The organism is Wielerella bovis (assembly GCF_022354465.1).
Taxonomy (GTDB): domain Bacteria; phylum Pseudomonadota; class Gammaproteobacteria; order Burkholderiales; family Neisseriaceae; genus Wielerella; species Wielerella bovis.
In genome coordinates this window covers 1517560-1541574 of record NZ_CP092361.1, presented here as the reverse complement: position 1 = coordinate 1541574, position 24015 = coordinate 1517560, and the positions used below count along the sequence as shown (strand labels likewise).

29 protein-coding genes are annotated in these 24015 nt (G+C 43.0%); 11 read left to right on the top strand and 18 right to left on the bottom strand.

The genetic code is table 11. The features are described 5' to 3' along the window. Positions 1–11: 11 nt before the first annotated feature. A complete protein-coding gene (locus tag MIS45_RS11360; RefSeq protein ID WP_283397409.1) occupies positions 12–143 on the bottom strand; it encodes a hypothetical protein in 132 nt (43 codons plus the stop codon). Here MIS45_RS11360 and MIS45_RS07585 point away from each other — a divergent pair. The 3 genes from MIS45_RS07585 (at position 142) to nhaA (ending at position 3812) form a co-directional block, all read left to right on the top strand. Next, complete coding sequence (locus MIS45_RS07585) at positions 142–1509, top strand: L-serine ammonia-lyase (protein WP_249450087.1); 1368 nt, start codon at positions 142–144, stop codon at positions 1507–1509. The two genes, MIS45_RS11360 and MIS45_RS07585, sit on opposite strands and share 2 nt — an antisense overlap. 88 nt (positions 1510–1597) lie before the next feature. After that, positions 1598–2227 (top strand): alpha/beta hydrolase, encoded by a 630-nt coding sequence (locus MIS45_RS07580; protein WP_249450086.1) that lies wholly within the window; start codon positions 1598–1600, stop codon positions 2225–2227. Between the two features lie 439 nt (positions 2228–2666). After that, the gene (gene nhaA / locus MIS45_RS07575) at positions 2667–3812 is read left to right on the top strand and encodes a Na+/H+ antiporter NhaA (RefSeq protein ID WP_249450085.1); all 1146 of its coding nucleotides are present in this window, start codon (positions 2667–2669) and stop codon (positions 3810–3812) included. Positions 3813–4075: 263 nt separating this feature from the next. On the opposite strand, the gene hflX is transcribed toward nhaA, so the two are convergent. Further along, positions 4076–5212, bottom strand: coding sequence for a GTPase HflX (gene hflX, locus MIS45_RS07570; protein WP_249450084.1), 1137 nt, complete (start codon positions 5210–5212; stop codon positions 4076–4078). Positions 5213–5329: 117 nt separating this feature from the next. On the opposite strand from hflX, the gene MIS45_RS07565 reads away from it, so the two are divergent. Continuing rightward, positions 5330–5605 (top strand): hypothetical protein, encoded by a 276-nt coding sequence (locus MIS45_RS07565; RefSeq protein WP_249450083.1) that lies wholly within the window; start codon positions 5330–5332, stop codon positions 5603–5605. A 135-nt stretch (positions 5606–5740) separates the two neighbouring features. Here the strand turns inward: MIS45_RS07565 and MIS45_RS07560 are convergent, their stop codons facing one another. Then, positions 5741–6958, bottom strand: coding sequence for a sugar MFS transporter (locus MIS45_RS07560; RefSeq protein WP_249448179.1), 1218 nt, complete (start codon positions 6956–6958; stop codon positions 5741–5743). Between the two features lie 474 nt (positions 6959–7432). Between MIS45_RS07560 and MIS45_RS07555 the strand changes: the two genes are divergently transcribed. The 4 genes from MIS45_RS07555 (at position 7433) to MIS45_RS07540 (ending at position 10411) form a co-directional block, all read left to right on the top strand. Continuing rightward, on the top strand, positions 7433–8047 hold the full coding sequence (locus tag MIS45_RS07555; RefSeq protein WP_249450082.1) for a hypothetical protein: 615 nt from the start codon (positions 7433–7435) through the stop codon (positions 8045–8047). 173 nt (positions 8048–8220) lie between these two features. Beyond that, positions 8221–9603 (top strand): DNA repair protein RadA, encoded by a 1383-nt coding sequence (gene radA, locus MIS45_RS07550; protein WP_249450081.1) that lies wholly within the window; start codon positions 8221–8223, stop codon positions 9601–9603. Continuing rightward, positions 9596–9838, top strand: a complete 243-nt coding sequence (locus tag MIS45_RS07545) for a hypothetical protein (RefSeq protein ID WP_249450080.1) — start codon at positions 9596–9598, stop codon at positions 9836–9838. Before radA ends, MIS45_RS07545 begins: the two co-directional genes overlap by 8 nt. Before the next feature lie 42 nt (positions 9839–9880). Continuing rightward, positions 9881–10411, top strand: coding sequence for a P-loop NTPase fold protein (locus MIS45_RS07540; RefSeq protein ID WP_249450079.1), 531 nt, complete (start codon positions 9881–9883; stop codon positions 10409–10411). Here MIS45_RS07540 and MIS45_RS07535 read toward each other — a convergent pair. Continuing rightward, positions 10386–10895 carry an IS630 family transposase gene (locus tag MIS45_RS07535; RefSeq protein ID WP_249447679.1) on the bottom strand — a complete coding sequence of 170 codons (510 nt, stop codon included), beginning with the start codon at positions 10893–10895 and terminating at the stop codon, positions 10386–10388. The two genes, MIS45_RS07540 and MIS45_RS07535, sit on opposite strands and share 26 nt — an antisense overlap. A gap of 25 nt (positions 10896–10920) precedes the next feature. Then, entirely contained in the window at positions 10921–11223 is a 303-nt protein-coding gene (locus tag MIS45_RS07530) for an IS630 transposase-related protein (RefSeq protein WP_249441922.1), read from the bottom strand. A gap of 63 nt (positions 11224–11286) precedes the next feature. Here MIS45_RS07530 and MIS45_RS07525 point away from each other — a divergent pair, with 63 nt between their 5' ends. From MIS45_RS07525 to MIS45_RS07515, 3 genes are all read left to right on the top strand, one after another. Beyond that, complete coding sequence (locus tag MIS45_RS07525) at positions 11287–11496, top strand: hypothetical protein (protein WP_249450078.1); 210 nt, start codon at positions 11287–11289, stop codon at positions 11494–11496. A gap of 107 nt (positions 11497–11603) precedes the next feature. Beyond that, the gene (locus MIS45_RS07520) at positions 11604–11984 is read left to right on the top strand and encodes a hypothetical protein (protein ID WP_249450077.1); all 381 of its coding nucleotides are present in this window, start codon (positions 11604–11606) and stop codon (positions 11982–11984) included. A 201-nt stretch (positions 11985–12185) separates the two neighbouring features. Continuing rightward, a complete protein-coding gene (locus MIS45_RS07515) occupies positions 12186–12455 on the top strand; it encodes a hypothetical protein (protein WP_249450076.1) in 270 nt (89 codons plus the stop codon). 485 nt (positions 12456–12940) lie between these two features. Here the strand turns inward: MIS45_RS07515 and truA are convergent, their stop codons facing one another. The 13 genes from truA to mreC all read right to left on the bottom strand — a co-directional run bounded on the left by truA (position 12941) and on the right by mreC (position 23999). Then, the gene (gene truA / locus MIS45_RS07510; protein ID WP_249449616.1) at positions 12941–13726 is read right to left on the bottom strand and encodes a tRNA pseudouridine(38-40) synthase TruA; all 786 of its coding nucleotides are present in this window, start codon (positions 13724–13726) and stop codon (positions 12941–12943) included. A 9-nt stretch (positions 13727–13735) separates the two neighbouring features. Beyond that, on the bottom strand, positions 13736–14185 hold the full coding sequence (locus MIS45_RS07505) for a DMP19 family protein (protein WP_249450075.1): 450 nt from the start codon (positions 14183–14185) through the stop codon (positions 13736–13738). Positions 14186–14254: 69 nt separating this feature from the next. Continuing rightward, positions 14255–15043 (bottom strand): glycosyltransferase family 2 protein, encoded by a 789-nt coding sequence (locus tag MIS45_RS07500; RefSeq protein ID WP_249451356.1) that lies wholly within the window; start codon positions 15041–15043, stop codon positions 14255–14257. A gap of 139 nt (positions 15044–15182) precedes the next feature. Then, positions 15183–16052, bottom strand: coding sequence for a lysophospholipid acyltransferase family protein (locus tag MIS45_RS07495; RefSeq protein ID WP_430472143.1), 870 nt, complete (start codon positions 16050–16052; stop codon positions 15183–15185). Positions 16053–16418: 366 nt separating this feature from the next. Then, positions 16419–17162, bottom strand: coding sequence for an orotidine-5'-phosphate decarboxylase (gene pyrF, locus MIS45_RS07490; RefSeq protein WP_249450074.1), 744 nt, complete (start codon positions 17160–17162; stop codon positions 16419–16421). A gap of 36 nt (positions 17163–17198) precedes the next feature. Continuing rightward, entirely contained in the window at positions 17199–17771 is a 573-nt protein-coding gene (pth, locus tag MIS45_RS07485; protein ID WP_249450073.1) for an aminoacyl-tRNA hydrolase, read from the bottom strand. A 63-nt stretch (positions 17772–17834) separates the two neighbouring features. Next, a complete protein-coding gene (locus MIS45_RS07480; RefSeq protein WP_249450072.1) occupies positions 17835–18116 on the bottom strand; it encodes an RnfH family protein in 282 nt (93 codons plus the stop codon). Next, positions 18109–18543, bottom strand: a complete 435-nt coding sequence (locus MIS45_RS07475; RefSeq protein ID WP_249450071.1) for a type II toxin-antitoxin system RatA family toxin — start codon at positions 18541–18543, stop codon at positions 18109–18111. The genes MIS45_RS07480 and MIS45_RS07475 overlap by 8 nt, the downstream gene beginning before the upstream one ends. Positions 18544–18639: 96 nt before the next feature. Beyond that, on the bottom strand, positions 18640–19302 hold the full coding sequence (locus MIS45_RS07470) for a MarC family protein (protein WP_249451354.1): 663 nt from the start codon (positions 19300–19302) through the stop codon (positions 18640–18642). Positions 19303–19421: 119 nt separating this feature from the next. Then, positions 19422–20546, bottom strand: coding sequence for a rod shape-determining protein RodA (gene rodA / locus MIS45_RS07465; RefSeq protein ID WP_249442019.1), 1125 nt, complete (start codon positions 20544–20546; stop codon positions 19422–19424). Further along, positions 20546–22618 (bottom strand): penicillin-binding protein 2, encoded by a 2073-nt coding sequence (mrdA, locus tag MIS45_RS07460; protein WP_249450070.1) that lies wholly within the window; start codon positions 22616–22618, stop codon positions 20546–20548. Before mrdA ends, rodA begins: the two co-directional genes overlap by 1 nt. Next, on the bottom strand, positions 22615–23118 hold the full coding sequence (gene mreD, locus MIS45_RS07455) for a rod shape-determining protein MreD (RefSeq protein WP_249450069.1): 504 nt from the start codon (positions 23116–23118) through the stop codon (positions 22615–22617). Before mreD ends, mrdA begins: the two co-directional genes overlap by 4 nt. After that, a complete protein-coding gene (mreC, locus tag MIS45_RS07450; RefSeq protein WP_249448168.1) occupies positions 23115–23999 on the bottom strand; it encodes a rod shape-determining protein MreC in 885 nt (294 codons plus the stop codon). Before mreC ends, mreD begins: the two co-directional genes overlap by 4 nt. Positions 24000–24015: the final 16 nt, after the last annotated feature.

Below are 24015 nucleotides of genomic sequence, written 5' to 3'. Positions count from 1 at the left end.
CATGTTCAGTTTCAGGAATACTCATATTTTTCAGGCTGCTTTTTCTTTATTTTAATTTTATAATGTGCCATATTTTTTTCAGGCTGCCTTATCAAAAAGGCAGCCTGAAACCCGAAAAAATACACAAAGTGAGCATTCATCATGATTAGCGTCTTTGATATTTTCAAAATCGGCATTGGTCCTTCCAGTTCGCACACCGTTGCACCGATGAAAGCAGGTAAGCAATTTATAGATGATTTGGTCGCACAAAATCGCTTGTCGCAAACCGACCACATTCGAGTGGACGTATATGGTTCATTGTCCATGACAGGCTTGGGACATGGTACAGATACAGCGATTATTATGGGCTTGGCGGGTTATTTGCCGCACGATGTGGACATTGATTACATTCCTTGTTTTGTTACCAATGTGAAACAAACAGCGCGTTTGGCGGTGGCGCAAGGTGCGCATGAAGTACAATTTGATTATGCGCAAGACATGGTTTTTCATGATACTTTTTTGCCATTACACGAAAATGGAATGACGATTACCGCGTTTTCAGGCAGCCTGAAAATATACGCGCAAACGTATTATTCTATCGGTGGCGGTTTCGTGGTAAACGAAGAAAATTTTAATGCGCCCGAAACTGAAACAGCAGATGTACCGTATCCCTATCATTCCGCAGCAGAGGTGTTGAGGCATTGCGAAACACATGGTATTTCTATCGCACAAATGGCATTGGCCAATGAATTATGTTGCCATACGCCAGCAGAATTGGACGAGAAATTGGCGACCATTTGGCAAACGATGTCGGCGTGCATGGAACGCGGTTTGGTCAAAGATGGCGTGTTACCAGGTGCGTTAAAAGTGCCGCGTCGCGCACCGAAATTGTATCGTTCGCTGCAAAAGAAAGCGCATGATGCGGCGCAAGACCCGATGTTGTTGGTGGATTGGATTAATGTTTATGCGCTGGCAGCGAATGAGGAAAATGCAGCTGGGGGAAGAGTGGTTACTGCACCGACCAATGGTGCGTGTGGCATTGTGCCTGCGGTGTTGCAATATTATGGTCAATTTATCGGGGAATTGACGGCAGGCAAAGTGCGTGATTATTTGCTGACTGCGGCGGTAATTGGCGCATTGTATAAAATGAACGCCTCTATTTCGGGGGCGGAAGTCGGGTGTCAAGGCGAAGTGGGTGTTGCGTGTTCTATGGCAGCTGGTGCATTGGCAGCATTATTGGGTGGTTCGCCTGAACGTGTATGCATGGCGGCAGAAATTGGTATGGAACATAATTTAGGTTTGACATGCGACCCTGTTGGCGGACAAGTGCAAGTGCCGTGTATTGAGCGTAATGCGATTGGCGCGGTTAAAGCGGTGAATGCAGCGCGTATGGCGGTGAGGCGTGAAGACAAGGCTTGTGTGGATTTGGATAAAGTCATTGAAACCATGTATGAAACAGGCAAGGATATGAACGCGAAATATCGTGAAACTTCACGCGGTGGGCTGGCGATTAAAGTGATTTGTGCATGATATAATTTTGTTTCATGATTCAGGCAGCCTGAAATATTTTTCAGGCTGCCTATCCTATTATTTTTGTTATTATGAAAAGTAAAATCTTATGAATAATCCGCAAACTTTAATCCATATTCAAGGTGAAGTCGGTAAATTGGAAACCTTGTATTTACCTGCGCAAGGCGTAGAACGTGGTGTAGCCGTTGTGCATCATCCCAATCCCACACAAGGCGGAACGTTTACTAATAAAGTAATACAAACGACAGCCAAAGTTTTGTCTGTAATGGGTTTTCATTGTTATTTACCCAATTCTCGTGGCACAGGAAATAGTGAAGGTGTACACGATTATGGACGTGGCGAAACCATTGATTGTATTGCCGTAATTGATTATGCGCGCGCCCAACATCCCAATGCAGCGCAATTTGTATTAGCAGGTTTTTCATTTGGCGCGTATGTGTCCACTTTTGTGGCACAACAACGTGAACCTGATTTATTGTTGCTCATTGGTACAGCAGTTGGTTTGTATGAAGTACCTGCGCCACATGTACCAAATAGACACAAAACTTTGGTTATTCATGGCGCAGACGATGAAGTTGTGCCACTAGCCAATCCTTTGAAATGGTGTGGCGAGCAGAATTTACCCGTGATTGTATTGCCTGAAAGCTCACATTTTTTTCATGGAAAATTGATTCAGTTGCGCGATACATTGAATGATTTTGTACCCAGTCTATTGTGATGTTATAGTCGTTTAAAATAAAATAATACAGCGTTGCCAGCTCCCTTATGTACTAGATGTACACGTCGGTTGCTGTCGCCTTGTCTGATTTCTATTTTAAACGACTATAATAGATTTTCAGGCTGCCTTTTTGGATTGTTTATCACAAAAGGCAGCCTGAAAATTTATCTGATGCTATTTCCTGATAAACAGTACTTGCATGATTTTTAACGAGCGAGATATGCTGTGGCATTATGTTTGAATGCATCCTAATTTTGAGAATAAATATAGTGAATTCAATTTAAACCAGTACAGCGTTGCCAGCGCCCTTATGTATTATGTGTACACGGCGGTCGCTGTCGCCTTGTCCTGATTTAAATTGAATTCACTATACCTTTCAGGCTACCTGAAAATAAATTGTGATATATTTATGTCCTTATTTTAAGTAAAGGAAGTCAAAATGCAAAGAATCAAACATTTTTTCCAATCGGAACAAGCGGCTGGCATTGTATTGATGGTGGCGGCGGTTTTGGGTTTATTGATTGCCAATTCTGCGGCTGCGCCTGCGTATTTTGCTTTATTGGATGCAAAAGTATTGGGCATGAGCGTATTACATTGGGTTAATGATGGTTTGATGGCGGTATTTTTCCTGTTTGTGGGCTTGGAAGTGAAACGCGAATTGCTGCAAGGGGAATTGAGCGACAATGCCAAACGCTTTTTGCCTGCGGTGGCGGCGGTGGGTGGTTTGGCGTTGCCTGCGTTGATTTATGTTTTGTTTGCAGGGACAAATACGCCTTTGACACAAGGTTGGGCGATTCCAGCCGCGACCGATATTGCTTTTGCTTTGGGCGTATTGGCGATTTTGGGCAGCCGAGTGCCTGTTTCATTAAAAATTTTTCTAACTGCTTTGGCGATTATGGACGATTTGGCGGTGATTGTCGTGATTGCACTGTTTTACACGGCACAAATTCACTGGTTGTATGTATTGCCTGCGGTGTTGGTGATGGTGGCTTTGTTTTATTTCAATCACAAAAATGAAACGCGCCATTGGATTTATTTGGTTTTGGGTGCGTTGCTGTGGTTTTTTGTTTTGAAAACAGGCATTCATGCAACTTTGGCGGGGGTGGTTTTGGCGTTTGCCATGCCTTTGCGTTCGCCAGACGCTGATGTGCGCGAACCTTTGCTGCTGACATGGGAACACGCTTTGGCGTTGCCTGTGGCATTTGTGGTGTTGCCGATTTTTGGTTTTGCTAACGCTGGTGTGTCGTTTGCTGGATTTAGTTTGGGCAATTTGTTTTCGCCTGTGGTGTTGGGCGTGGCGGCAGGTTTGTTTGTGGGCAAACAATTGGGGGTATTTGCGACAGTATGGTTGATGGTGAAATGCCGTTTAGCCAGTTTGCCTGAAGGTGCAACATGGAAACAAGTGTATGGCGTGGCACTGTTGTGTGGTATCGGTTTTACCATGAGTTTGTTTATCAGCCTGTTGGCGTTTAGCGATACGGCTTTGCAAGACCAAGCGAAAATTGGCGTATTTTTGGGTTCACTGTTGGCGGGTGTGAGTGGTTTTATTGTTTTAAAACGATGTAGTCATTCCCAATCGGATTAATCTTAAAGGAGTAGCTAATTATAGTGAATTCAATTTAAACCAGTACAGCGTTGCCAGCTCTCTTATATACTCGATGTACACGGCGGTCGCTGTACTGGTTTAAATTGAATTCACTATATCAAAAAAGGCAGCCTGAAAACTCGTAGGTCAGATACTTGTATCCGATAATTTTAAATAAAAATAAGTATTTGATAAAAATAGGAAATATTGGATTAAAGTATCTGACCTGAAAATTTGGGTTTTGCAAAGGTTTTAGTCTGAAGTCATGCCCACTCAACCATTGCGGCACGCAAATCATCCAAACCTGTACCGCTGATGGCTGACACGCGCACCACTACTGTTTCTCCTACATTGTTTTTCAGGCTGCCTGAAAATTGTTCATTTTCTGGAAGTAAATCAATTTTATTGTAAACAATAATTTGTGGAATTTTATCCGCTTTGATTTCCGCCAACACATCGTTCACATCCTGAATTTTTCGTTCATATTCAGGGTCAGCCGCGTCCACAATATGCAGCAACACATCTGCCAACGCCGTTTCTTCCAAAGTCGCCGAAAACGCTGACACCAATTTATGCGGCAAATCTTGAACAAAACCAACGGTATCCGTCAAAATCACGCTGGCTTCGGACGACAAATACAATCGCCGTGCGGTCGTGTCCAGCGTGGCAAATAATTGGTCTTTCGCCAACACATCGGCTTTGGTTAAGCGATTGAATAAAGTGGATTTGCCCGCATTTGTGTAACCCACAATCGCAAAAGTCTTCAGGCTGCCTGAAAGTCGGGATTTGCGCCGTGTTTCGCGTTGTTTTTTCACTTGTTCCAATTGGCGGCGCAATTGCGTGATTTTGGTTTGAATAAGGCGGCGGTCGGTTTCCAATTGCGTTTCGCCCGGACCTTTCAAGCCAATGCCGCCTTTTTGACTTTGTAAGTGTTTGTATCCACGCACCAATCGGCTGGACAAATGATTCAGTTGCGCCAATTCCACTTGCAATTTGCCTTCTTGCGATTGCGCTCGTTGCGCGAAAATCGCCAGAATCAAACCCACGCGGTCAAGCACGCGGCATTGCAATATTTTTTCCAAATTGCGCTCTTGCGTGGGCGACAATTCATGATTGAATACAACGAGTTCAATTTCATTTTGCACCACCAATTCCGCCAACTCTTCCGCCTTGCCTGTGCCGACAAACAGCGCGGAATGCGCTTTGTCGCGTTTAGCGGTTTCGCTGCACACCAAATCGCCACCTGTCGCACGGACAAGTTCGGCGGCTTCGGCGCAGGCTGCCTTAAATTGGCGTTCACGGCTTTCATTGCTGCCTGTGTAACTGTCTGTTAATAATACGGATACGAGCATAATACGCTCGGCGTATTCCAATGATTTATCGGTACGGAATCGGGTCATAATGTGCTTTCAGGCTGCCTGAAAATGATAATGGGCAGAATTATAATGGGTTTTTGTGTGAAAAATCGGTAGAATATTTATTTTGACAATTAATTGGTTAGCCTGAAAGGAAATTGTGTGCCAAATTCCATTTTAAAACGTTGGTTGATTGCGTGTTTGCTGCCGTTGGGCATGATAATGTGGTTCACACTTAATCCAGCAGGCACACCAATCGACCATTTAATCAACGGCATTATTATGGCGTGTGCAGCCACTTTTTTGTTGAAATATATTTTGTTTGCTGCGATTATGGCGCATTTGCGAGGCGAAAAAAATCAACGCAATCAAACTCTGTGGCAATTTGTGCCTGTGTTTGGATTTGTGGCGTATATTGTATGGTATTGTTTACAATAATGTTTCAGGCTGCCTTAGTGGGATATAAGGCAGCCTGAATTGTTGTAAATGATGGTACATCAGATTTTGATAGAGTTGGGCAAGAGGCACAAATCATATATCAATATGCACTAATGCCCGTACCCTTTCACGGCATTATGCGTGTTTTTCGTCTGCTTTGTAGCCTTTCAACGCGAAGAACACGATATAAACATAGCACAATGCTGAAACAAAATACGATGGCAACAAACCAATGGTGTCAGCAAATGCACCTTGAGCCACAGGAATGATTGCGCCGCCCACAATCGCTGTACAGATGATGCCTGATGCCGTACCTGTGAATTTACCCAAACCTTTTGTACCCAAAGAGAAAATGGTTGGGAACATGATGGAATTGAACAAACCAATCGCCAATAAACTCCACATGGCAACATAACCGCCAAACAAAATCGCTATCACAATTAATGCAACCACAACAGTTGCGTTGAATGCCAAGCATTTATTGGGTTCAAATTTGTTCAATACGGCTGTACCCAAAAAGCGACCGACCATCGCACCACCCCAGTACAAAGCCAAATAATTCGCGCCTGTTTCGTGGCTCAAACCTGCCACTTTTTCCAGTACGTTAATCATCATGGAGCCAATGGCCACTTCACCGCCCACATAACAGAAAATGCCTACAGCACCCAAAATCATGTGTTTATATTGCCAAACGCTGGTTTTACCATCATGATTGTGTTCGGTTTCAGCATTGGCGATTTTACGCGCGTCAGGCAACTTAATGAATGCCACGGCAACTGCCAATAAAATCATGAACCCTGCTAATCCTAAATACGGTATTTGCACCGAAGCCACTTGTTCCGCTTTGGTTGCAGATGCATCCACAAAAATCAACGCTGCACCCAAAGGAGGCGCAATGGTGGTCGCCAATGAGTTAAATGCTTGAATTAAGGTTAAAGTGGTGGATTCTTTACCAGGTTTTGCCAACAAAGTAACATAAGGATTACCTGCTACTTGCAACAAAACAATACCTGTTGCTAAAACAAACAATGCACCCAAGAAAATGGGATAAGATGCGCTGCCTGCAGCAGGATAAAACAGCACACAGCCCAAAGCTGCAATCAAAAAGCCACCAATCACACCGCCTTTGTAGCCGATTTTCTCTACCAATTTACCTGCTGGAATGGACATCAATGCATAAGCAGTAAAGAAGCAAAATTGAATCAACATCGCTTGCGTGTAGCTTAAATCAAAGATTTTTTTCAGATGCGGAATCAAAATGTCGTTCATACAGGTAATGAAACCCATCATGAAGAACAGCGAAGTCAGTACGCCTAACGCGACCGTATTATTTTGTTGTGTTTGTGAAGACATAAAAAAACCTCATAAGAAGTTGATTACAGAAAAGCATTACATCATACTGATTTTACATTTATTTGCAAATTATTATGCTTGTTTTTTTACAAAATTATGATTTTATTTTATTTTTAAATTTTCAACTCTCGAAAAGTACAATGTAGTCGTTTGAAATAAAAATATAATGAATTCAATTTAAATCAGGACAAGGCGACAGCAACCGCTGTGTACACCTAAGTACATAAGGGAGCTGGCAACGCTGTACTGGTTTAAATTGAATTCACTATATTTGGAAAGTTTGGATAGGAAACGTGCAGTGTCATAAACTTGGCTTAAATACGCGCTGAATATTTTTCAGGCAGCCTGAAACCCATTTTATTTTAAGGAAAAATCAATATGGCAAAAGCCCCCAAAACCGTCTATCAATACACCGAATGCGGTTTGCTGTGCTTAAATTATTTTGTAACAAAATCCACTTCATAAGGACAAACAATGCGTTTTTTCAATTCTTCGCTTATCGATAAATTATTTGTTTGGGTGGTGGGACTGTTTATGGCGTTCCTATTATTGTTAGAGCTGGGGGTAGATGGGTTGTTTGTCAATGAAGAACAATACATTGCCCAGTCGCAAGAAGTGCGGTTGGATGATTATGAAATTGTGGATTCAATGATTACACCACATCTGTTTCATGCCAGCAGCAATATTCATTTGATTAAAGCGGGCAACACTTATTATGCATTTTATTATTATCGCCAAAAGAAAAACGACCACACGGCATACAGTTTGGGGCTGATATTGCATTCCAGCAATCAACCCACTTTGTTTTTCCCTGTTCATCCTAATGAAACTGTACAGGGCAAAGGCATGGCGGATAATCCGATTCATGTGTTCAATTTCGGGTTGGCATCCAAGCAATATGAATGGGACGATGAATCATATCGCTACAACATTAAAAAAGATTTCGTTTGTTACCAAATGTTTCAATGCGGCAGATTTGCCCCTTGGGTCTATAATACTTTATTTGGGCTATTTGCTTTGATGCCCTTCATTTACCTGTTTCGCCGTATGTATTTGGAAAGTTTGGATAGGAAACGTGCAGCGTCATAAACTTGGCTTAAATACGCGCTGAATATTTTTCAGGCTGCCTTTCAGTACACGACAATTTTTAATTTTACCAAGTATCTGTCCCCTCCCCCCGACAGCGTGGGAGGGGGCAGGTTTCAGGCAGCCTGAAACCATTTTATTTAAATTAATTCAAATAATTAAAATAGGAAAACCAAATGGCAAAAGCCCCCAAAACCGTCTATCAATGCACCGAATGCGGCGGCACATCGCCCAAATGGGTTGGCAAATGCCCCCATTGTGGCGAATGGAACACGCTACAAGAAAACATCGCCGCCTCCGAACCGAAAAATGCCCGTTTCCAATCATGGGCAGCCGAAACGACACAAGTCCAAGCCCTATCCCAAGTAACCGCCATGGAAGTACCACGCGAAGCCACAGGCATGGGCGAATTAGACCGCGTTTTGGGCGGCGGTTTGGTGGACGGTGCCGTGATTTTATTGGGTGGCGACCCAGGGATTGGCAAATCCACATTACTCTTACAAACCATTGCTTTAATGGCGAAAAAACGCAAGGTCTTGTACATTTCAGGCGAAGAATCCGCGCAACAAGTTGCCCTACGCGCCCAGCGTTTAGGTTTGAACGCAGAAGGCGTGAATTTGCTTGCCGAAATCCGTTTGGAAGCCATTCAGGCTGCCTTAAAACAACACGCGCCCAGCGTGGTTGTGATTGACTCCATTCAAACCATGTATTCTGACCAAATCACGTCCGCCCCAGGCTCCGTGTCGCAAGTGCGCGAATGTGCCGCCCAACTCACGCGCATCGCCAAACAAATGGGCATCGCCATGATTTTTGTCGGACACGTTACCAAAGACGGCGCCATCGCAGGCCCGCGCGTGTTGGAACACATGGTGGATACCGTGTTGTATTTTGAAGGCGACCAGCATTCCAATCATCGCATGATACGCGCGATTAAAAACCGCTTTGGCGCGGCAAACGAATTGGGCGTGTTTGCCATGACCGAAACGGGTTTGAAAGGCGTATCCAATCCGTCCGCGATTTTTTTGGCGAGCTATCGGGACGATGTGGCGGGTTCGTGCGTCTTGGTAACGCAGGAAGGAACGCGCCCATTATTGGTGGAAATTCAATCACTTGTAGATGATGCACACGGTTTCACGCCCAAACGCTTAACGGTCGGTTTGGAACAAAACCGTTTGGCGATGTTGCTGGCGGTGTTGAACCGTCATGCGGGCATTGCCTGTTTTGACCAAGATGTGTTTTTGAACGCGGTGGGTGGCGTGAAAATTGGCGAACCTGCGACGGATTTGGCGGCGGTATTGGCGATGGTTTCCAGTTTCAGAAACAAGCCTTTGCCTGAAAAAATGGTGGCGTTTGGCGAAATCGGTTTGAGTGGCGAAATCCGCCCCGTGCCGCGCGGTCAGGAGCGTTTGAAAGAAGCGGAAAAATTGGGTTTCAAACGCGCCATTGTGCCGAAAGCGAATTTGCCGCGCAATGAAAACGAGTTCCCCAAATTAAAAATTTATGGCGTGGAAAGTTTGCAAGAAGCGGTTATGTTGTGTCGGGATTTGGTTGATGAATAAGTTTTTAGGCTACCTGAAAGTTTTGGTAGAGATGATATGTGGTCGTGTACACCAAATTTGCCAAAAAATTCATTTTTTAAAACATAAGGGTATGATTATGCATGATATTGATAATAATGGTGTTACTTTTGCTAAGCAAGACGATTTCAAACGCCGCCCACTTGCGGAGAAAATCAGTCGTTTATTGCAGCAATCCGATATTGATGTTTCGCCCATGATTATTGATGGAGCATAGGGAACAGGTAAATCCATTTTTTGCCAAAAACTGATTAACTTGATGAGGGAAACATCGCCCGATACACATCATTTGGTTTACATTGATGCATTCCGTACCGACCACACAGGCGAACCTTTATTGGCATTATTGGCGGAAATCATCAATGTTTGCTGCCCTGTAAATCATGATGATGTCGCAGTACTAGAACAACGTAAAAACTGGATAAATAAATTTGCAGCAGGCGCAAAATTTGCATCTAAAACAGCACTCAAAGCGGGGCTTGGTCATTTATTGAAACAAAATATTAGGCAATTATCAGATGACTGGGGAACAGCTCTTGATGATGCTGCAAAAGAAGTGGGCGAAAAAGCCATTAATGCAGGTGTAGATAAAAGCATTGAATTGGTAACTGCCACATTATTGCAAGAACAAATTGAAAGCGAAAAAAATTTACAAGCTTTACAACAAACTTTAAAAGAATTGGCAAGCACCAAGCCAATTATTTTGTTTATTGATGAATTGGATAGATGTCGCCCAGATTATGCGATTGATATAGATAAAGAAATTAAAATTCGGTACACAACCAAGTAAAATAAAAAAACAAAGAGTGAATGCAATCCAATAACCAATCTTGACGTAAATGTTTAATCCAAGCCCAAGTGTGCTCAATTAAATTCAAATCAGGACAGTATGGCGGTAACCATAAAATCACATGCCCTGATAAAACAATAAGCTCTTGAATGTCCTGGCGTTTGTGAAAAGTCGCATTATCCATAACCAAAACACTGTTAGGTGGTAATTGTGGCAGTAAAACGTTTTGAACCCATGAATAAAACACATCTGAATTGATGCTGAATTCATACAAACCCACTGCAATCAATTGATTTTGGTACAGTGCGCCAATGGCATTGGTTGTGTTTTTGATTTGCCAGTTGTGATTGCCATGACAAACTTGTCCTCTTGGCGCATAGGCATAAGGACGATAAGTTTGGTTTTTAAAACCACTTTCATCAATATAAACAATAGGACGTTTCTCTTGCTCATACTGTTGTTTTAATGAGAGAAATTGTTCAATTGTTTCGGGTTGAGCTTTGGGGTGTTTAAGAATCTTTTTTTTGAGTGATTTTTAGCCGTTTAAGTGCCACACCAATGGCTCTTTGTGAACAGTTAAAGCGAACAGCGCGTTCTCTTTGAAAATCATCAGGAAATTGTTCTACGTCTTTTCGCAATAATTCATCATTGATTTTATTGGTTCTTTTGGGGTAGGGTTTACGTTCAATGCATTTTTTCCATAGTTGAATGGTACTGCGACTGATGCCATATTCCGCTGCCAATTCACGGTAGCTGTAACCCGAATTTAATTTTTCTAAAATCATTTGGCGATAATCTTGTGAATAAGCCATAACTGTTCTCCTGTGTGTACCGTTTATTTAATTCTACACCTATATGTCCCAACATACGAAGATTTGGATTTGATGGTATTTTATATTTTATTATCACTGTGTCGTGTAAATATTGAGAATTATGATAAGAACCCTATTGATGTGATGCCAGAGAAAACAATGAGTGAACAATGTATTGGAAGTTTTATGATACTAAATCAAAGACGGGGTAGGCATGGTAATCCTGCTGATTTGCTGAAAAATGATATGGAAAAGATTTTAACAGTAATTTAATCATTTCATTCATTTTCAGGCAGCCTGAAACCCCAAATTGCACGTAGGCTGGCGGTAAATGCAGCGTAGCGAAATGCACCCCAGCACCCCCACCGTCCAAAGCTGGGGTGCGTGTCGCTTGGGGCGACACTTACCGCCAGCCTACGCGCCCCAATCTTTTCAGGCTGCCTGAAAAATATAATAAGGACAACATCATACCCGATTTTCCAAAAATCAATTTACAAGAAAACGTGAACGTGCCGCTTACATTGGGACATCTGTTTATCGCGTGGCACACGCTATCGCAGCATTTTGGCAATTTGCGCGAATATGAATATTTAACCGAAGCCGAACGCCGTGCGATTTTGGGATTGGAAGATGCGTTCGGGCGTGTTTTAAGCGAGCAGGGCTTGGGTAAATACAGCATGGAACAAGCCAATGAATTGCTGGTTCTAACCCGCGAACACATGAATACTGTGCATATTGAATGTTTGGATGAAAATCCATAAAATTTTACTTTCAGTTTTGTAGCAACTGTATTTTTTAACCCAATCAGGAAAAATACAGTTTACATTTTCAGGCTGCCTGAAAACCAAATTATTTATGTATATCAAATTAAGAAAAGTAAATCATTAAAAAAACAATATCTATTAAATAGATATTACAAGGAGTTTAACAATGGGTTTTACTCTAAAAATATTGCTCTTATCATGGCAGCTTTCATATTGATGATGGATAATGCCTTATCAAAATCACTATTTGAAATTAAAATTTTAGTTATTGATAATAGTCTTGCACCAGAAAAAATAAAATCCATCAATGAAATTAGATTAATAAATTTTAAAGGTAAAATATTCGCAGGATGTGGGAAATCTAATTTTAATCCATTGTATAAAAATAATTATCTCATAAGAAATAGAACGCCTTTTAATCAATTACCAGTAAGCGTAGAAAGTTGCTTGCTGCTTAGTGGGAAATAAATGACTGATTTTAAAAATCACATCGCAATCGCATGCTAATTTTCTACCTGAATTTATTAGGCAAGACAAAGTATTGTTTCTGTTTGACCCATCGTATGTCTGTACGACACAAGGTGGTGTACACATTGAGTGGTGCAGTTAGAACAGCTTAAAACACAAACGGCAAATACGAGAACATCATCGCATTTGCTGTTTTGTTTTTGTAATGAGATTGCAGATAGTGCACCAAAATTGTAAAGCGATTTATAGTGAATTCAATTTAAACTAGTACAGCGTTGCCAGCTCCCTTATGTACTATGTGTACACGGTGGTTGCTGTCACCTTGTCCTGATTTAAATTGAATCCACTATAAAAACAAATAGTTGCATAGTTAGAAAAATATCGGATGTGAGAATCCTACCTACCATTTCAGGTTTTGCGCAGGTTTTAGGTAGCCTGAAAAATAGAACCCATTGTTTGAATGGGGCAAAACTGAGGAAGTTTTGCTACAGCCAATCTGGCATTTCAGGCTGCCTAATCCCCCATTCGGGTGGATAATCCACGCCTGTCAAATACAAACCATCGGGCATAAATGTCGGCGGCGCGGTCAAACGACTGCGCAAAGCCAGTAGTTCGGCAAATTCATTCACGCTCATGCGTCCGCAGCCAACATATACCAACGCGCCAACAATATTGCGTACCATATGATGTAAAAACGCATTACCATGAATATCCAATTTAATCAAACCATTAGGGCAGCCTGAAAGTTCAACCGCATACATGGTTTTGATTGGTGATTTGGCTTGACATTCGGCAGCGCGAAAACTAGAAAAATCGTGTTCACCGAGCAAAAATGTGGCGGCTTGGCGCATTTTGTCCAAATCCAACGCATAATGTGTCCAGCCGGCACGCCCAATCAGCAAGGGCGAACGCACAGGCGCGGCTTGCAAAAGATAGCGATACCGCCGTCCACACGCATCAAATCGTGCATGAAAATGGGGCGCAACGGTCTGCGCGTGCAATACGGCAACGCCATTGGGCAAATGTGCATTAACACCGCGTACCCATGCGGAAAGTGGGCGCGTGGCATCGCTGTCAAAATGCACGATTTGCGCGGTGGCGTGTACGCCTGTGTCGGTGCGACCTGCGGCGATGATGTTGATGGGTTCGTGGGCGATTTGGGTCAGCGCGTGTTCCAAAGCAGCCTGAACGGTGGCGACACCTGCGGCTTGTTTTTGGAAACCGAAAAATTGGCTGCCATCGTAAGATAGGGTGAGTGCGTATCGTGTCATGATGTTTTTTCAGGCTGCATCAACAAAATCAACAAGATGTGTGGCAACGTATTCGCATACGGCAGCTAAATCTTCGTCGGCACAATCAAAATAATCGGCATCCAATTCTTCAAATTGATTGAATTGTTGGCGTAAGGTGTCCAAATCCATGTCGGGATTTTCGTCCACCAAGTGTTCGATTTCTGCGCCGTATTGTTGATACAAAACACGTGCTTTGTCCAAAATGCGCGGCGTGAGTTTGATGCGCCAACGGCGTAAACTGTCGGCAACGGGGTTGAGTAAAATGTATTCGCCATAACCTGATGCGATGAGTTGCACCAAACCACCTTCTTGCACTTGGCTATCTAGCCAGCAATAGGCGAGTAGGGTGTGTTGTGCATCGGAAAGGGCATCGCTGCCTTCGTTTTCCAGTTTGTCTAATAATTGCGCGGCGATTTGAAAAAGTTGTTCTGGGGTCATGATTGGCTTTCTGTTTTGTGTTTTCAGGCTGCTTTTATACGATGAAAAATCAATAGGTAGCCTGAAAAATTATTCTTTTGCCCAAGGTCTGCCACCGTAGGCTTGGATATGTGCCTGATTTAGGGCGCGTATTATTTCTATAATGCCAGACTTAGTTTCTGTATCAGATTTATTTTTTGATAATAAATCGTGATATGCGTCATAGACTAGATTATTTGGTTTTAGGTAATTGAAAATATAATTAACGGTATATTTTCCAGTAGTCGCATTGTGGAAATTTTGTTCTCGTAGACGCGTGTGAATCACAGCATCGTTACCGAATCCTTGTTTGCACCAATGTAAGGCAATGGACTGTGCAACTGCACGTCGTAAAGCATAACAATTGACATCTATCAAGAATTGACGGCGTACACCAAACAAAGTGAAAAAAATTGAGTATTGCTGGTTAATATCCATGTTGAAAGAAATATCTTTCTGATGAAACAAGCATGCCCAATCACCTAGCGATTCTAAATTATCTTGGCAAATAAATTCTTGTTGCGGTGTATATAAATTACGCAACGTATAAACATAATCTGCGCCACTTTGCTCAAAAGTTTCTACCACGCTAGCAACATGGTCTTCACGATACCAGTTATCATCATCCAAAAAACAAATAATGTCTTCTTGCGCGATAAATGAAGCTGCGGCGTTGATGTAGCTGTTATACCAACCATTTGCACCCGTATTAACAGGCAAATACACGGCTTTAACATGCGGATAACGTGTCAAAATTTCACGCGCAGCATCGGCGTATTGTTCGCCGTCCACAAAAACATAATGAGTGCATGGATAGGTTTGTGCAGCAACGCTTTGTATGGCACGTTCTAATTCAGGGCGACCAATCGTTGATGTGATAACAGCAATGGTATAATTGGCTGGCTGGCTGGCTGGCTGGCTGGCTGGCTGGGGTTGAATTGCATTTATAATTTCTCCATATTTTCAGGCAGCCTGAACATTATTCAGGACGTTCAGGCGCACCTGCGGGGTGTTTATAGCGATTGTATGCAAACAAATATTGCAAAGGAAAACGGAGAATCAAACTTTCTACATTTTGATTGATAATACGCGCATCGTGGCTTTTATTGCCTGTTAATTCGCCATGCAAAGGCTCAATATGCAGCCTGAAACCTTGTCCATCGGGTAAGCGTTCGCCGACAAAAAACAGCGCGGCAACATTTTTCATTTGCGCCAATTTGGCTGCCAAAGTCATGGTAAATGCAGGTTTGCCAAAAAAATCTACCCACACGCCATCGCCGCCTTCGGTGGGTGCGGGAACATGGTCGGGCAAAACAATCGTGGCTTCGCCATCGCGCAAGGCTTTCATCACTTGTTTTACGCCGTGTAAATTGGTCGGCGCGGTTTTGCCTTTGCCGCGTACTCGTCCTGCTTGCATAATCTCGTCCAACACCTTGATTTTGGGTGGTTTATACATGGCGGTGAGCGGAAAAGGAAGTTGTTCGCTGATGTAGCGTCCTGCCAAATCGTAACTGCCGATGTGTGGCGTAATTAACAATAAACCTTGTTTATTATCAAGTGCTTGTTGGATATATTGCCAACCATGTATTTCGGTAAATAAAGCAGCAATGTTTTCAGGCTGCCTGAAAAATGCAATCGGCAATTCCAAGCCACTTTTGACGGTTTCTTGGCAGACGCGAATAATGGTGACTTTGTCGCTGGGTAGCTGGGCGATGCGGAGATTTTCGCGGATGCGGCGGCGGTCTTTTGGTGATGTGTAATACATCAAATAACCGAGTGCATTGCCCCAGCGATGTAGTGTGGGTAGCGAAAATTGGGCGATTTTTTGAAACAGTTTATGAAGTATCATATTGAATAATTTGTATATTTTCAGGCTGTCTTATTAGAGAAGAGGCAGCCTGAAACCTTTGTAAAATTCAAAAATGGTAGGTCGGATTTTTGAATCCGATACACAGTACACGACAAAAATCTTTCTGGCTGCCTGAGACTTATCACCTCTCTCGCTGGCGGGGGAGGTTTAGGGTAGGGGTTGCTCTTTGATTTTCAAGAATATTTATTTTTCACAGATTTATCCCCCCACCCTAGCCCTCCCCCGTTGGAGACGAGGGAGGGGACATATTGGTAGCAATCCCAAAAATTGCCGTGTATTGTAAATCAGATAAACAACATCAGATATGCGTTTTCAGGCAGCCTGAATAGGTTTTGCAATGAAAGATTAAGCGGATAATAATTGTGCAGCTTGGGCGTTGATTTCACGTAAAACGGCAGCTGGATGGGCAGCTTGGGTAATTGGGCGACCCATTACTAAATAACTGGAACCTGCTGTCAATGCTTCTGCTGGTGTCATAATGCGGCGTTGGTCATCGCTGTTGTTGGCGGTGTTGAGCCGAATGCCGGGGGTTACCAACAAAAAATCATTGCCCAAATGTTGGCGCAAAAGGCGTGCTTCTTGCGCGGAACAAACCACGCCGTCCAAACCTGAACTTTGGCTTAATTTTGCCCAGCGCAATACCAATTCTTCGGGCGATTGGCTCAAACCGATTTCGTGCAAATCTGCCGCTTCCATGCTGGTCAAAACGGTTACGCCGATGAGATGTGGGCGTTGCGAATAGTGGGCAACGGCTTCGGCGGCGGCTTCCATCATGCGGCGACCGCCCGATGCGTGCATATCCACAATCCACACGCCCATTTCAGCGGCAACTTTGCAGGCTTGGGCAACGGTGTTGGGAATATCGTGGTATTTCAAATCCAAAAATAATTTGAAACCTTGATTGATGAGTTTTTCGGCAAGACTGCGTCCTGTGGCGGTAAATAATTCTTTGCCGATTTTTAATTGACACAAATCGGGCGATAGTTGGCGCACAAAGGCAAGCGTGTCGTGTTCGTTGGCAAAATCCAGCGCGACAATCACGGGCGTGGGTGCGGTGGATACAGGATAATCGGTAATCAATGGATTCATGATGTGCTTTCGTGAATAAATAGGCAGCCTGAAAAATTATTTGCTGTGTAAAAAACGCACGGCTTCTTCTTTATTGCCAGCCAGAATATCGGGCATGGCGCGCAGTGATTTGGTGATGGCATCGTCAATTAATTGGCGTTCGGCGGCAGGCGGTTTGTTCAACACGAAACCTACGACTAAATTGCGTTCCCCTGGGTGTCCAATGCCCAAACGCAAACGGTAGAAATCGGGCGTACCAAATTTGGCTTGAATGTCTTTTAAACCATTGTGTCCGCCATTGCCACCACCAAGTTTGAAGCGGATTTGTCCGCAAGGAATATCCAATTCGTCATGCACCACCAAAATTTCATCGGGCTGGATTTTGTAAAACTGAGCGAGTGCGGCAACGGCTTTGCCCGATAAATTCATGTAAGTTTCGGGTTTGAGCAGCCACAAATCGCCTTCGGGACGGGCGATGCGTGCCACTTCGCCAAAGAATTTTTTTTCGCTTTTGAAACTGGCTTTCATCTGCCATGCGAGTTCGTCCACAAACCAAAAACCTGCGTTGTGGCGCGTGTGTTCGTATTCGCTGCCGATGTTGCCTAATCCAACAATCAATTTAATATTCATACGATTCCTTTTGGTTTAGGCAGCCTGAAAATATATTTTCGGTATTTTCAGGCTGCCTTTGATTTATTTTTGTTGTGCGACACGTTTACGCCGTGCTTCTTTCGGGTCGGCGAGTAGGGGACGATAGATTTCTACGCGGTCGCCATCGTGTAACAGTTGTTCATCTGGAACGATTTTGCCGAAAATGCCCAGCGGTGCGGTTTCAGGCTGCGCTTCGGGAAAGTCGTGACAAACTTGGGCGGCGATGGCGGCTTGCCGTGCGGTGCAAGGTTCGTCCAGTTGCAAGCGATATAATTTTTGTTTTTGCGCCGTGCCGTATGCGACTTCAATCGTGAGTTTAGCCATAGCGTTTGTCTGCTTCTTTGATGAATGCGTCCACTAGTTTGTTGGTTACGCTGTTGAATACGGGTGTGAGCAGGCGCGTGAGTATGCCTGTTAATTCGTAGTGTAATTCAAATTGGATTTGGCATGCGTCATCGCCCAAGGGGACAAATGTCCATGTACCGTGCAGCGATTTGAATGGTCCTTCCAGTAAGTTGATGCGGATTTCGCGGTTGGGGATATTGTGGTTGTGGGTGGCGAAAGATTGTTGAACGCCCATGTAATCCATGTGTAGGCGTGCTTTGAGTTCGGTTTCGCTGCGAAACAGGATTTCGGTATGCCCATACCATGGTAGGAAGTTGGGATAATCTTCGGCGCGGTCCACGAGTTGGAACATTTTGTCTGCGCTGTGTGGCGACAGGACGGTTTTGCGTATGGTTTGGTGAGACATAATGGTTAATTAGGAAAAGGTTTTTTTTCAGGCTGCCTAATGGTATCACAAAAAATAATCAGGCAGCCTGAAAGTATATTTAACTTTAGATATTATTTAGGAGAACCATTGTGGTAACAGACTGCGTGCGCCTGCCAAAATAATTTCAATGGATACGGCGGCGAGCATCATGCCCATAATGCGGTTGAAAATGGTCAAACCTGTTTGCCCCAACCATTTGCTGATTTTGTCGGCGGTAATCAATCCCAAATAACATAATGCGGCAACCAATACGTCTGCACCGAGTAGAAGTAAAGTGTCTTGAATAGTTTGTGCAGCAGTGGATTGAATAATAACGGCAGAAATACCACCAGGTCCAATCATCATTGGCATGGCAATGGGAACGACGGCGATGGAAGCTAAATCTGTTTTTTGTGGTGTTTTAATTTGGATTTCATTATTTTCACTGGTGCCAATGTCGGGTTTAGCGGGATTGCTGCCACCTCTGACCATGGATACAGAAATCAAAAATAATAAAATACCGCCACCAATTTGGAATGAGCCAATGCGAATACCGAGTATTTTTAATAATAATGAACCAGTTAATGTAAATACAACAGCTAACATTAACACGCTGAATGCAGCAAGGCGTGCCACTTGGCGACGTTCGCGTTTAGTAAAGTTTTGAGTTAGTTCTAGATAAATGGCTAGTGCACCCAATGGGTTGATTAAGACGACGAGTGCAAGAAATAGTTTTCCAAGTTCAAAGTTCATTTTTATACTCCTTAATTTTTTCAGGCTGCTTTTTGAAAAAATATATTGATATAGGGCAGCCTGAAAAGATGGATGCAGCCTGAAAAATTATACAATTTTCAGGCTGCATTTTCATTGGGAAAATATCAGTAATGTTTTTGTTTTCCCTGATTGGCGATACCCATTAATAATGCAATGATAAACATAATAGATAAGGTTGCAGTACCGCCGTAGCTGACAAGGGGAAGGGGAACGCCGACTACGGGCAAAATACCGCTTACCATTCCCATATTCACAAAGACATAACAGAAAAATGTCATGGTCAATGCACCAGCCAATGTGCGACTATACAGCGTGGGTGCTTTGGATGAAATATATAAACCGCGTCCCAAAATAATAGTATACACCAGTAGCAGCAAGATATTGCCGATTAAGCCAAATTCTTCGCCATATACGGCAAAGATAAAGTCGGTGGTGGCTTCGGGAATGTAGTCCAAATGGGTTTGGGTTCCGTTTAACCAACCTTTGCCCCATACACCGCCTGAACCGATGGCAATCATGGATTGTAAAATATGATAGCCAGCACCAAGTGGGTCTTTGCTTGGGTCAAGCAGGGTCATGATGCGGACTTTTTGATAATTGTGCAACCCATAAGTCCAAATAAGGGGCATAGCGGCACAAAAACCGATAATGGAGGCAAGCAAGGCTTTCCATGGAAAACCAGCAAAAAACATGACAAATAAACCTGATGCCATAATTAAGGTTGCTGTACCCAAATCGGGCTGTTTTAAAATCAATACGCCTGGAATCATAATGATAACCAAGGCTGCGATATAGTGAAACCATGCGAGATTGCTTTCATATCGCTGAAAAAACCATGCAACGGTCATGGGTAAACCAATTTTCATGATTTCAGACGGCTGTAAGCGCACAATGCCGAGATTGAGCCAGCGAGTTGAGCCGTTTACGGTTATCCCAAAAAAATGAACGCCCAGCAGTAAAACAACACCAATCACATACATGGGTAGGGCAAAGTTACTTAAAATTTGTGGACGAATTCGCGCAAAAATCAATAATAATCCGACACCTAGAATGGTATGTATGGTTTTGTTTTCCAAGCGACCAATGTCTTGCCCATCGGCAGAATATAGCAGAAACATACTCATTACATAAATGGTCAGTACTGCATAAAATAGCCAAGGGTCAAGCGGATCCCAAAATAAATTTTTGAATTTAATAAGCCAGTTGGCATCATCTTTATGGTTTGACATTATTCAAATCTTTCAGTTGATGCGGCGGCAGGTTGAGAGGCAGCCTGAACCGCAGATTTTTCTTGAGCAACTGCTTCAAAGGCAGCCTGAACGCTATTTTTTTGTTTGACCAATGGCGCATTCAGTTGCAACAATGGATTGGCAGTTTGTCGCGCTCCTTTAACTTCGTTGCTTAATTGACCACGTTTTAAGCGTAATAAATAGAAGTCAGTCAAACGACGAGCCAATGGTGCGGCATTTGACCCCCAGCCTGCATTTTCCAAAATGACAGCAACAGCAATTTGTGGTTTATCTACAGGTGCAAAGGCAATAAACCAAGCATGGTCACGGTGTTGTACACGCAAGGCTGCGGCATTGTATTTTTCACCTTGTTTGATTTGGACAACTTGTGCTGTTCCCGTTTTGCCTGCCATAGTGTAATGCAAGCCACTACCAATTTTTTTGTATGCTGTTCCGCCTGGTTGCAATACACGCTGCATCGCATGTTTGATGTAGTTAAAATTGCTTTGACTATACGGCAAAATGCGTTCAGGTTTAGGGTCAATAACGGTAATTTGTTGGTTTTCATGGTCCAGTATTTCTTTAACCAAATGTGGACGGAAAACTACGCCATTATTTGCCAAAATAGCGGTGGCATGTGCCATTTGTAAAGGTGTGTAGGTGTTGTAACCCTGTCCGATACTAACAGGAACCATTTCGGCAGGATTCCAATGACGTTGCTTTTCGGTACCTTTGGCAAAACGTTTGGCTTTCCATTCTGGGCTAGGCAGAATGCCGCGATATTCACCTGGTAAATCAATGCCCGTTGGAGAACCTAAACCGAAAGCAGCCAAATAAGGATAAGTGCGGTTGATGCCCATTTCAAAACCGAGTCGATAGAAAAAGGTATCCGAAGACACTTGAATGGCACGTGATAAATTAACTGCGCCGTGTCCACTGCGTACTGAATCACGGAATTGGTGTGTTGTACCAGGAATACTCCAAGCACCTGGAGCGGGCACAATGGAAGTTTGTGTGATTTTGCCACTTTCTAATAATGCCATTGCCATGAATGGCTTGAAAGTGGAACCTGGTGGATACAAACCTTGTGTTACACGGTTGATTAATGGACGTTGCCAGTTTTCATTCAATGCTTTCCAACTTTCGCTGTCAATGCCATCAATGAAAATATTAGGGTCAAAATTGGGTTTAGAAACAAAGGCTAAAATACCACCTGTTTGAGGGTCAATCGCAACCATAGCACCGCGACGATTATGCATCAGACGGTCAGCTTCTTGTTGTAAGCGAATATCCATGGATAAACGTAAAGTTTGTCCTGTTTGTGCAGGTTCAGAACGAATAATCCGCATGATATTACCTGCCGCATCTTTTTCTACTTCTTGATAACCAGGTGAACCATGCAACTGCTCTTCATAAAATGCTTCCAAACCTGATTTGCCAATATGTGTTGTACCGCGATACGCCATAGCACGATTATTTTCGGTCAATTTTTCCATATCGCGGTCGCTGATACGTCCAATATAACCTAGAAAATGAGCAGTCAATGGACCAAATGGATATTCACGGAATGTACGCGCATTAATTTCTACACCTTTGAAACGATACAAATGTGCGGCAAGGCGTGAGGCTTCATCGGGTGTTAATTTTAATTTGAGGGGCACTTTTTCATATGAGCGATAATCGGCACGAAATTTTTTAAAACGGCGCAAATCTGCCTCGTCCAAAGTTACATACGCTTTGAGTGCCTCAATCAAATCTTCAGTTTTGCCTTCAATTTGATTGGGAATAATTTCAAGCGAATAGGCAGGATAATTTTGTGCCAACACAATGCCATTTACATCGGTAATTTCGCCACGAATGGGAGGAGTTGGTATCAGTGTAATACGATTAGTTGTTGCTCGGGCAACGTATTCATCGTGTTTACGGACTTGCAAAAAGACAAAACGCGCAATAAGCAAGCTAAATAAAATTAAAATAAACACAAAAGCAACCACCAATCGCAAAATAAAATCACGATGGCGGTTGTTGATTTGGTATGAAAGGCTGCCTGAAAGCTGACGTGGTGTTTTCATCGGCGGAGGTAATAGAAATTCAAAATGGAAACCATAATTTTGTTTAACAATGGCCACAATAATGCCCCAACAAAGGGTGCGAGAAAAGTTGTCCAACCATTAAAATGATGGGTAAAACGCAAACGAATCAAGGTTAAAATGATTTCGCTACACATTAGAGCGGCAAAAACCACAATGGCTTGAATACCGTAATTATATAACACGATTTGGCGACGGTTGTGAATCACTGAATAGAGAGAAAAGATGTATGCTAAAGCGTGTTCTCCTAAAGGTGCTGCGATGCCAATATCTATAAGTAAGCCTAAAATGAAAGCGGTGCCAATACCCACATTTTGTGGACGGTTAATTGCCCAATACATTAATATTAAGGCAGTAAATTCAGGTAGCCAGTAAAAAAGGCTGCCTGAAAGTGGGATAAAATCCACTAAAATAGCAAGTATAAAGCTGATATAAATCAGCTTCTTAGGGATTTTATGGTAAAAGGTTTCTGATTCATTCATGGTTGTGTCGGAACGGATGCTGCCATTGGTGTAGAGGCAGCCTGAAAATTAGGAAGTTCGGTTTGCGGTAGTATTAATACATATTTACTGCTGCGCGAATCGGACAAAGGTTCTAATTGTACACGATAAAAAGGGGTGCCTGCATTACGGCTGGTTTGGATGACGCGTGCCACAGGGATACCTGCAGGAAAAATGCTGTCCAAGCCAGAAGTAACCAAAATATCGTTGGGTTGTAAATCGGCATCGGTTGGAAAGTAGCGTAAAGAAATGTTACCACTGCCACCGTATAATAAAGAACGAATCCCTGTTCGTGCCACCATGACTGGAATGGTTGAGGTGCTGTCTGTTAATAGGCTGATTTCTGCACTTAATGGGTGGACTTGATTGATTTGTCCAATTAATCCCGTGTCATCTACAACGGCATCTCCTGCGCGAATATTGTGGTTTGCGCCTTTATTAATAATCAAACGGCTGCCTGAAGGTTCTTTGCCGTTAGAAATAATTTCGGCAGCGGTGGTAATTTGTAAGCCATGATTTTGCAAAGACATCAATGATTTAAGGTCTGATAATTCTTTACCGCGTAATTCTGCTTGCTGCGCTTGGAGTTTTAAGCGAGTGTTTTCTTGCATTAAGCGTTGATTTTCTTTCAATAAATAGTTTTGTGATTGAAACATGGCGCTGCTATATTCATACCATTCAAGTGGTTGATTAGCGAGCCATTGTAATGGAAACAATGCGGTTGCTACATAGCGTCTAGCTGTTTGAACAGCAGAATATCGGCTATCTAGCATCAATAAAATAATGGATAAAATAGATAAGCAAATCAGCTTATTAACGGGGCGAATACCGCGTTGGGTAAAGGAAAGGGATTGGTCTGACATGTGTTTAAGTATTTAC

Excerpts from the sequence above, each read along its gene's own strand:
- MIS45_RS07540 (WP_249450079.1), top strand. The coding sequence starts at position 9,881 with ATGAGGGAAACATCGCCCGATACACATCATTTGGTTTACATTGATGCA.
- MIS45_RS07555 (WP_249450082.1), top strand. The coding sequence starts at position 7,433 with ATGCGTTTTTTCAATTCTTCGCTTATCGATAAATTATTTGTTTGGGTG.
- hflX (WP_249450084.1), bottom strand. The coding sequence starts at position 5,212 with ATGACCCGATTCCGTACCGATAAATCATTGGAATACGCCGAGCGTATT.
- pth (WP_249450073.1), bottom strand. The coding sequence starts at position 17,771 with ATGAATATTAAATTGATTGTTGGATTAGGCAACATCGGCAGCGAATAC.
- MIS45_RS07480 (WP_249450072.1), bottom strand. The coding sequence starts at position 18,116 with ATGGCTAAACTCACGATTGAAGTCGCATACGGCACGGCGCAAAAACAA.
- MIS45_RS07505 (WP_249450075.1), bottom strand. The coding sequence starts at position 14,185 with ATGACCCCAGAACAACTTTTTCAAATCGCCGCGCAATTATTAGACAAA.
- MIS45_RS07560 (WP_249448179.1), bottom strand. The coding sequence starts at position 6,958 with ATGTCTTCACAAACACAACAAAATAATACGGTCGCGTTAGGCGTACTG.
- MIS45_RS11360 (WP_283397409.1), bottom strand. The coding sequence starts at position 143 with ATGATGAATGCTCACTTTGTGTATTTTTTCGGGTTTCAGGCTGCCTTT.
- mreC (WP_249448168.1), bottom strand. The coding sequence starts at position 23,999 with ATGTCAGACCAATCCCTTTCCTTTACCCAACGCGGTATTCGCCCCGTT.
- truA (WP_249449616.1), bottom strand. The coding sequence starts at position 13,726 with ATGACACGATACGCACTCACCCTATCTTACGATGGCAGCCAATTTTTC.
- MIS45_RS07585 (WP_249450087.1), top strand. The coding sequence starts at position 142 with ATGATTAGCGTCTTTGATATTTTCAAAATCGGCATTGGTCCTTCCAGT.
- MIS45_RS07475 (WP_249450071.1), bottom strand. The coding sequence starts at position 18,543 with ATGTCTCACCAAACCATACGCAAAACCGTCCTGTCGCCACACAGCGCA.
- MIS45_RS07580 (WP_249450086.1), top strand. The coding sequence starts at position 1,598 with ATGAATAATCCGCAAACTTTAATCCATATTCAAGGTGAAGTCGGTAAA.
- rodA (WP_249442019.1), bottom strand. The coding sequence starts at position 20,546 with ATGTCAAACCATAAAGATGATGCCAACTGGCTTATTAAATTCAAAAAT.
- MIS45_RS07515 (WP_249450076.1), top strand. The coding sequence starts at position 12,186 with ATGGCAGCTTTCATATTGATGATGGATAATGCCTTATCAAAATCACTA.
- radA (WP_249450081.1), top strand. The coding sequence starts at position 8,221 with ATGGCAAAAGCCCCCAAAACCGTCTATCAATGCACCGAATGCGGCGGC.
- mrdA (WP_249450070.1), bottom strand. The coding sequence starts at position 22,618 with ATGAAAACACCACGTCAGCTTTCAGGCAGCCTTTCATACCAAATCAAC.
- MIS45_RS07545 (WP_249450080.1), top strand. The coding sequence starts at position 9,596 with ATGAATAAGTTTTTAGGCTACCTGAAAGTTTTGGTAGAGATGATATGT.
- mreD (WP_249450069.1), bottom strand. The coding sequence starts at position 23,118 with ATGAATGAATCAGAAACCTTTTACCATAAAATCCCTAAGAAGCTGATT.
- MIS45_RS07495 (WP_430472143.1), bottom strand. The coding sequence starts at position 16,052 with ATGATACTTCATAAACTGTTTCAAAAAATCGCCCAATTTTCGCTACCC.
- pyrF (WP_249450074.1), bottom strand. The coding sequence starts at position 17,162 with ATGAATCCATTGATTACCGATTATCCTGTATCCACCGCACCCACGCCC.
- nhaA (WP_249450085.1), top strand. The coding sequence starts at position 2,667 with ATGCAAAGAATCAAACATTTTTTCCAATCGGAACAAGCGGCTGGCATT.
- MIS45_RS07530 (WP_249441922.1), bottom strand. The coding sequence starts at position 11,223 with ATGGCTTATTCACAAGATTATCGCCAAATGATTTTAGAAAAATTAAAT.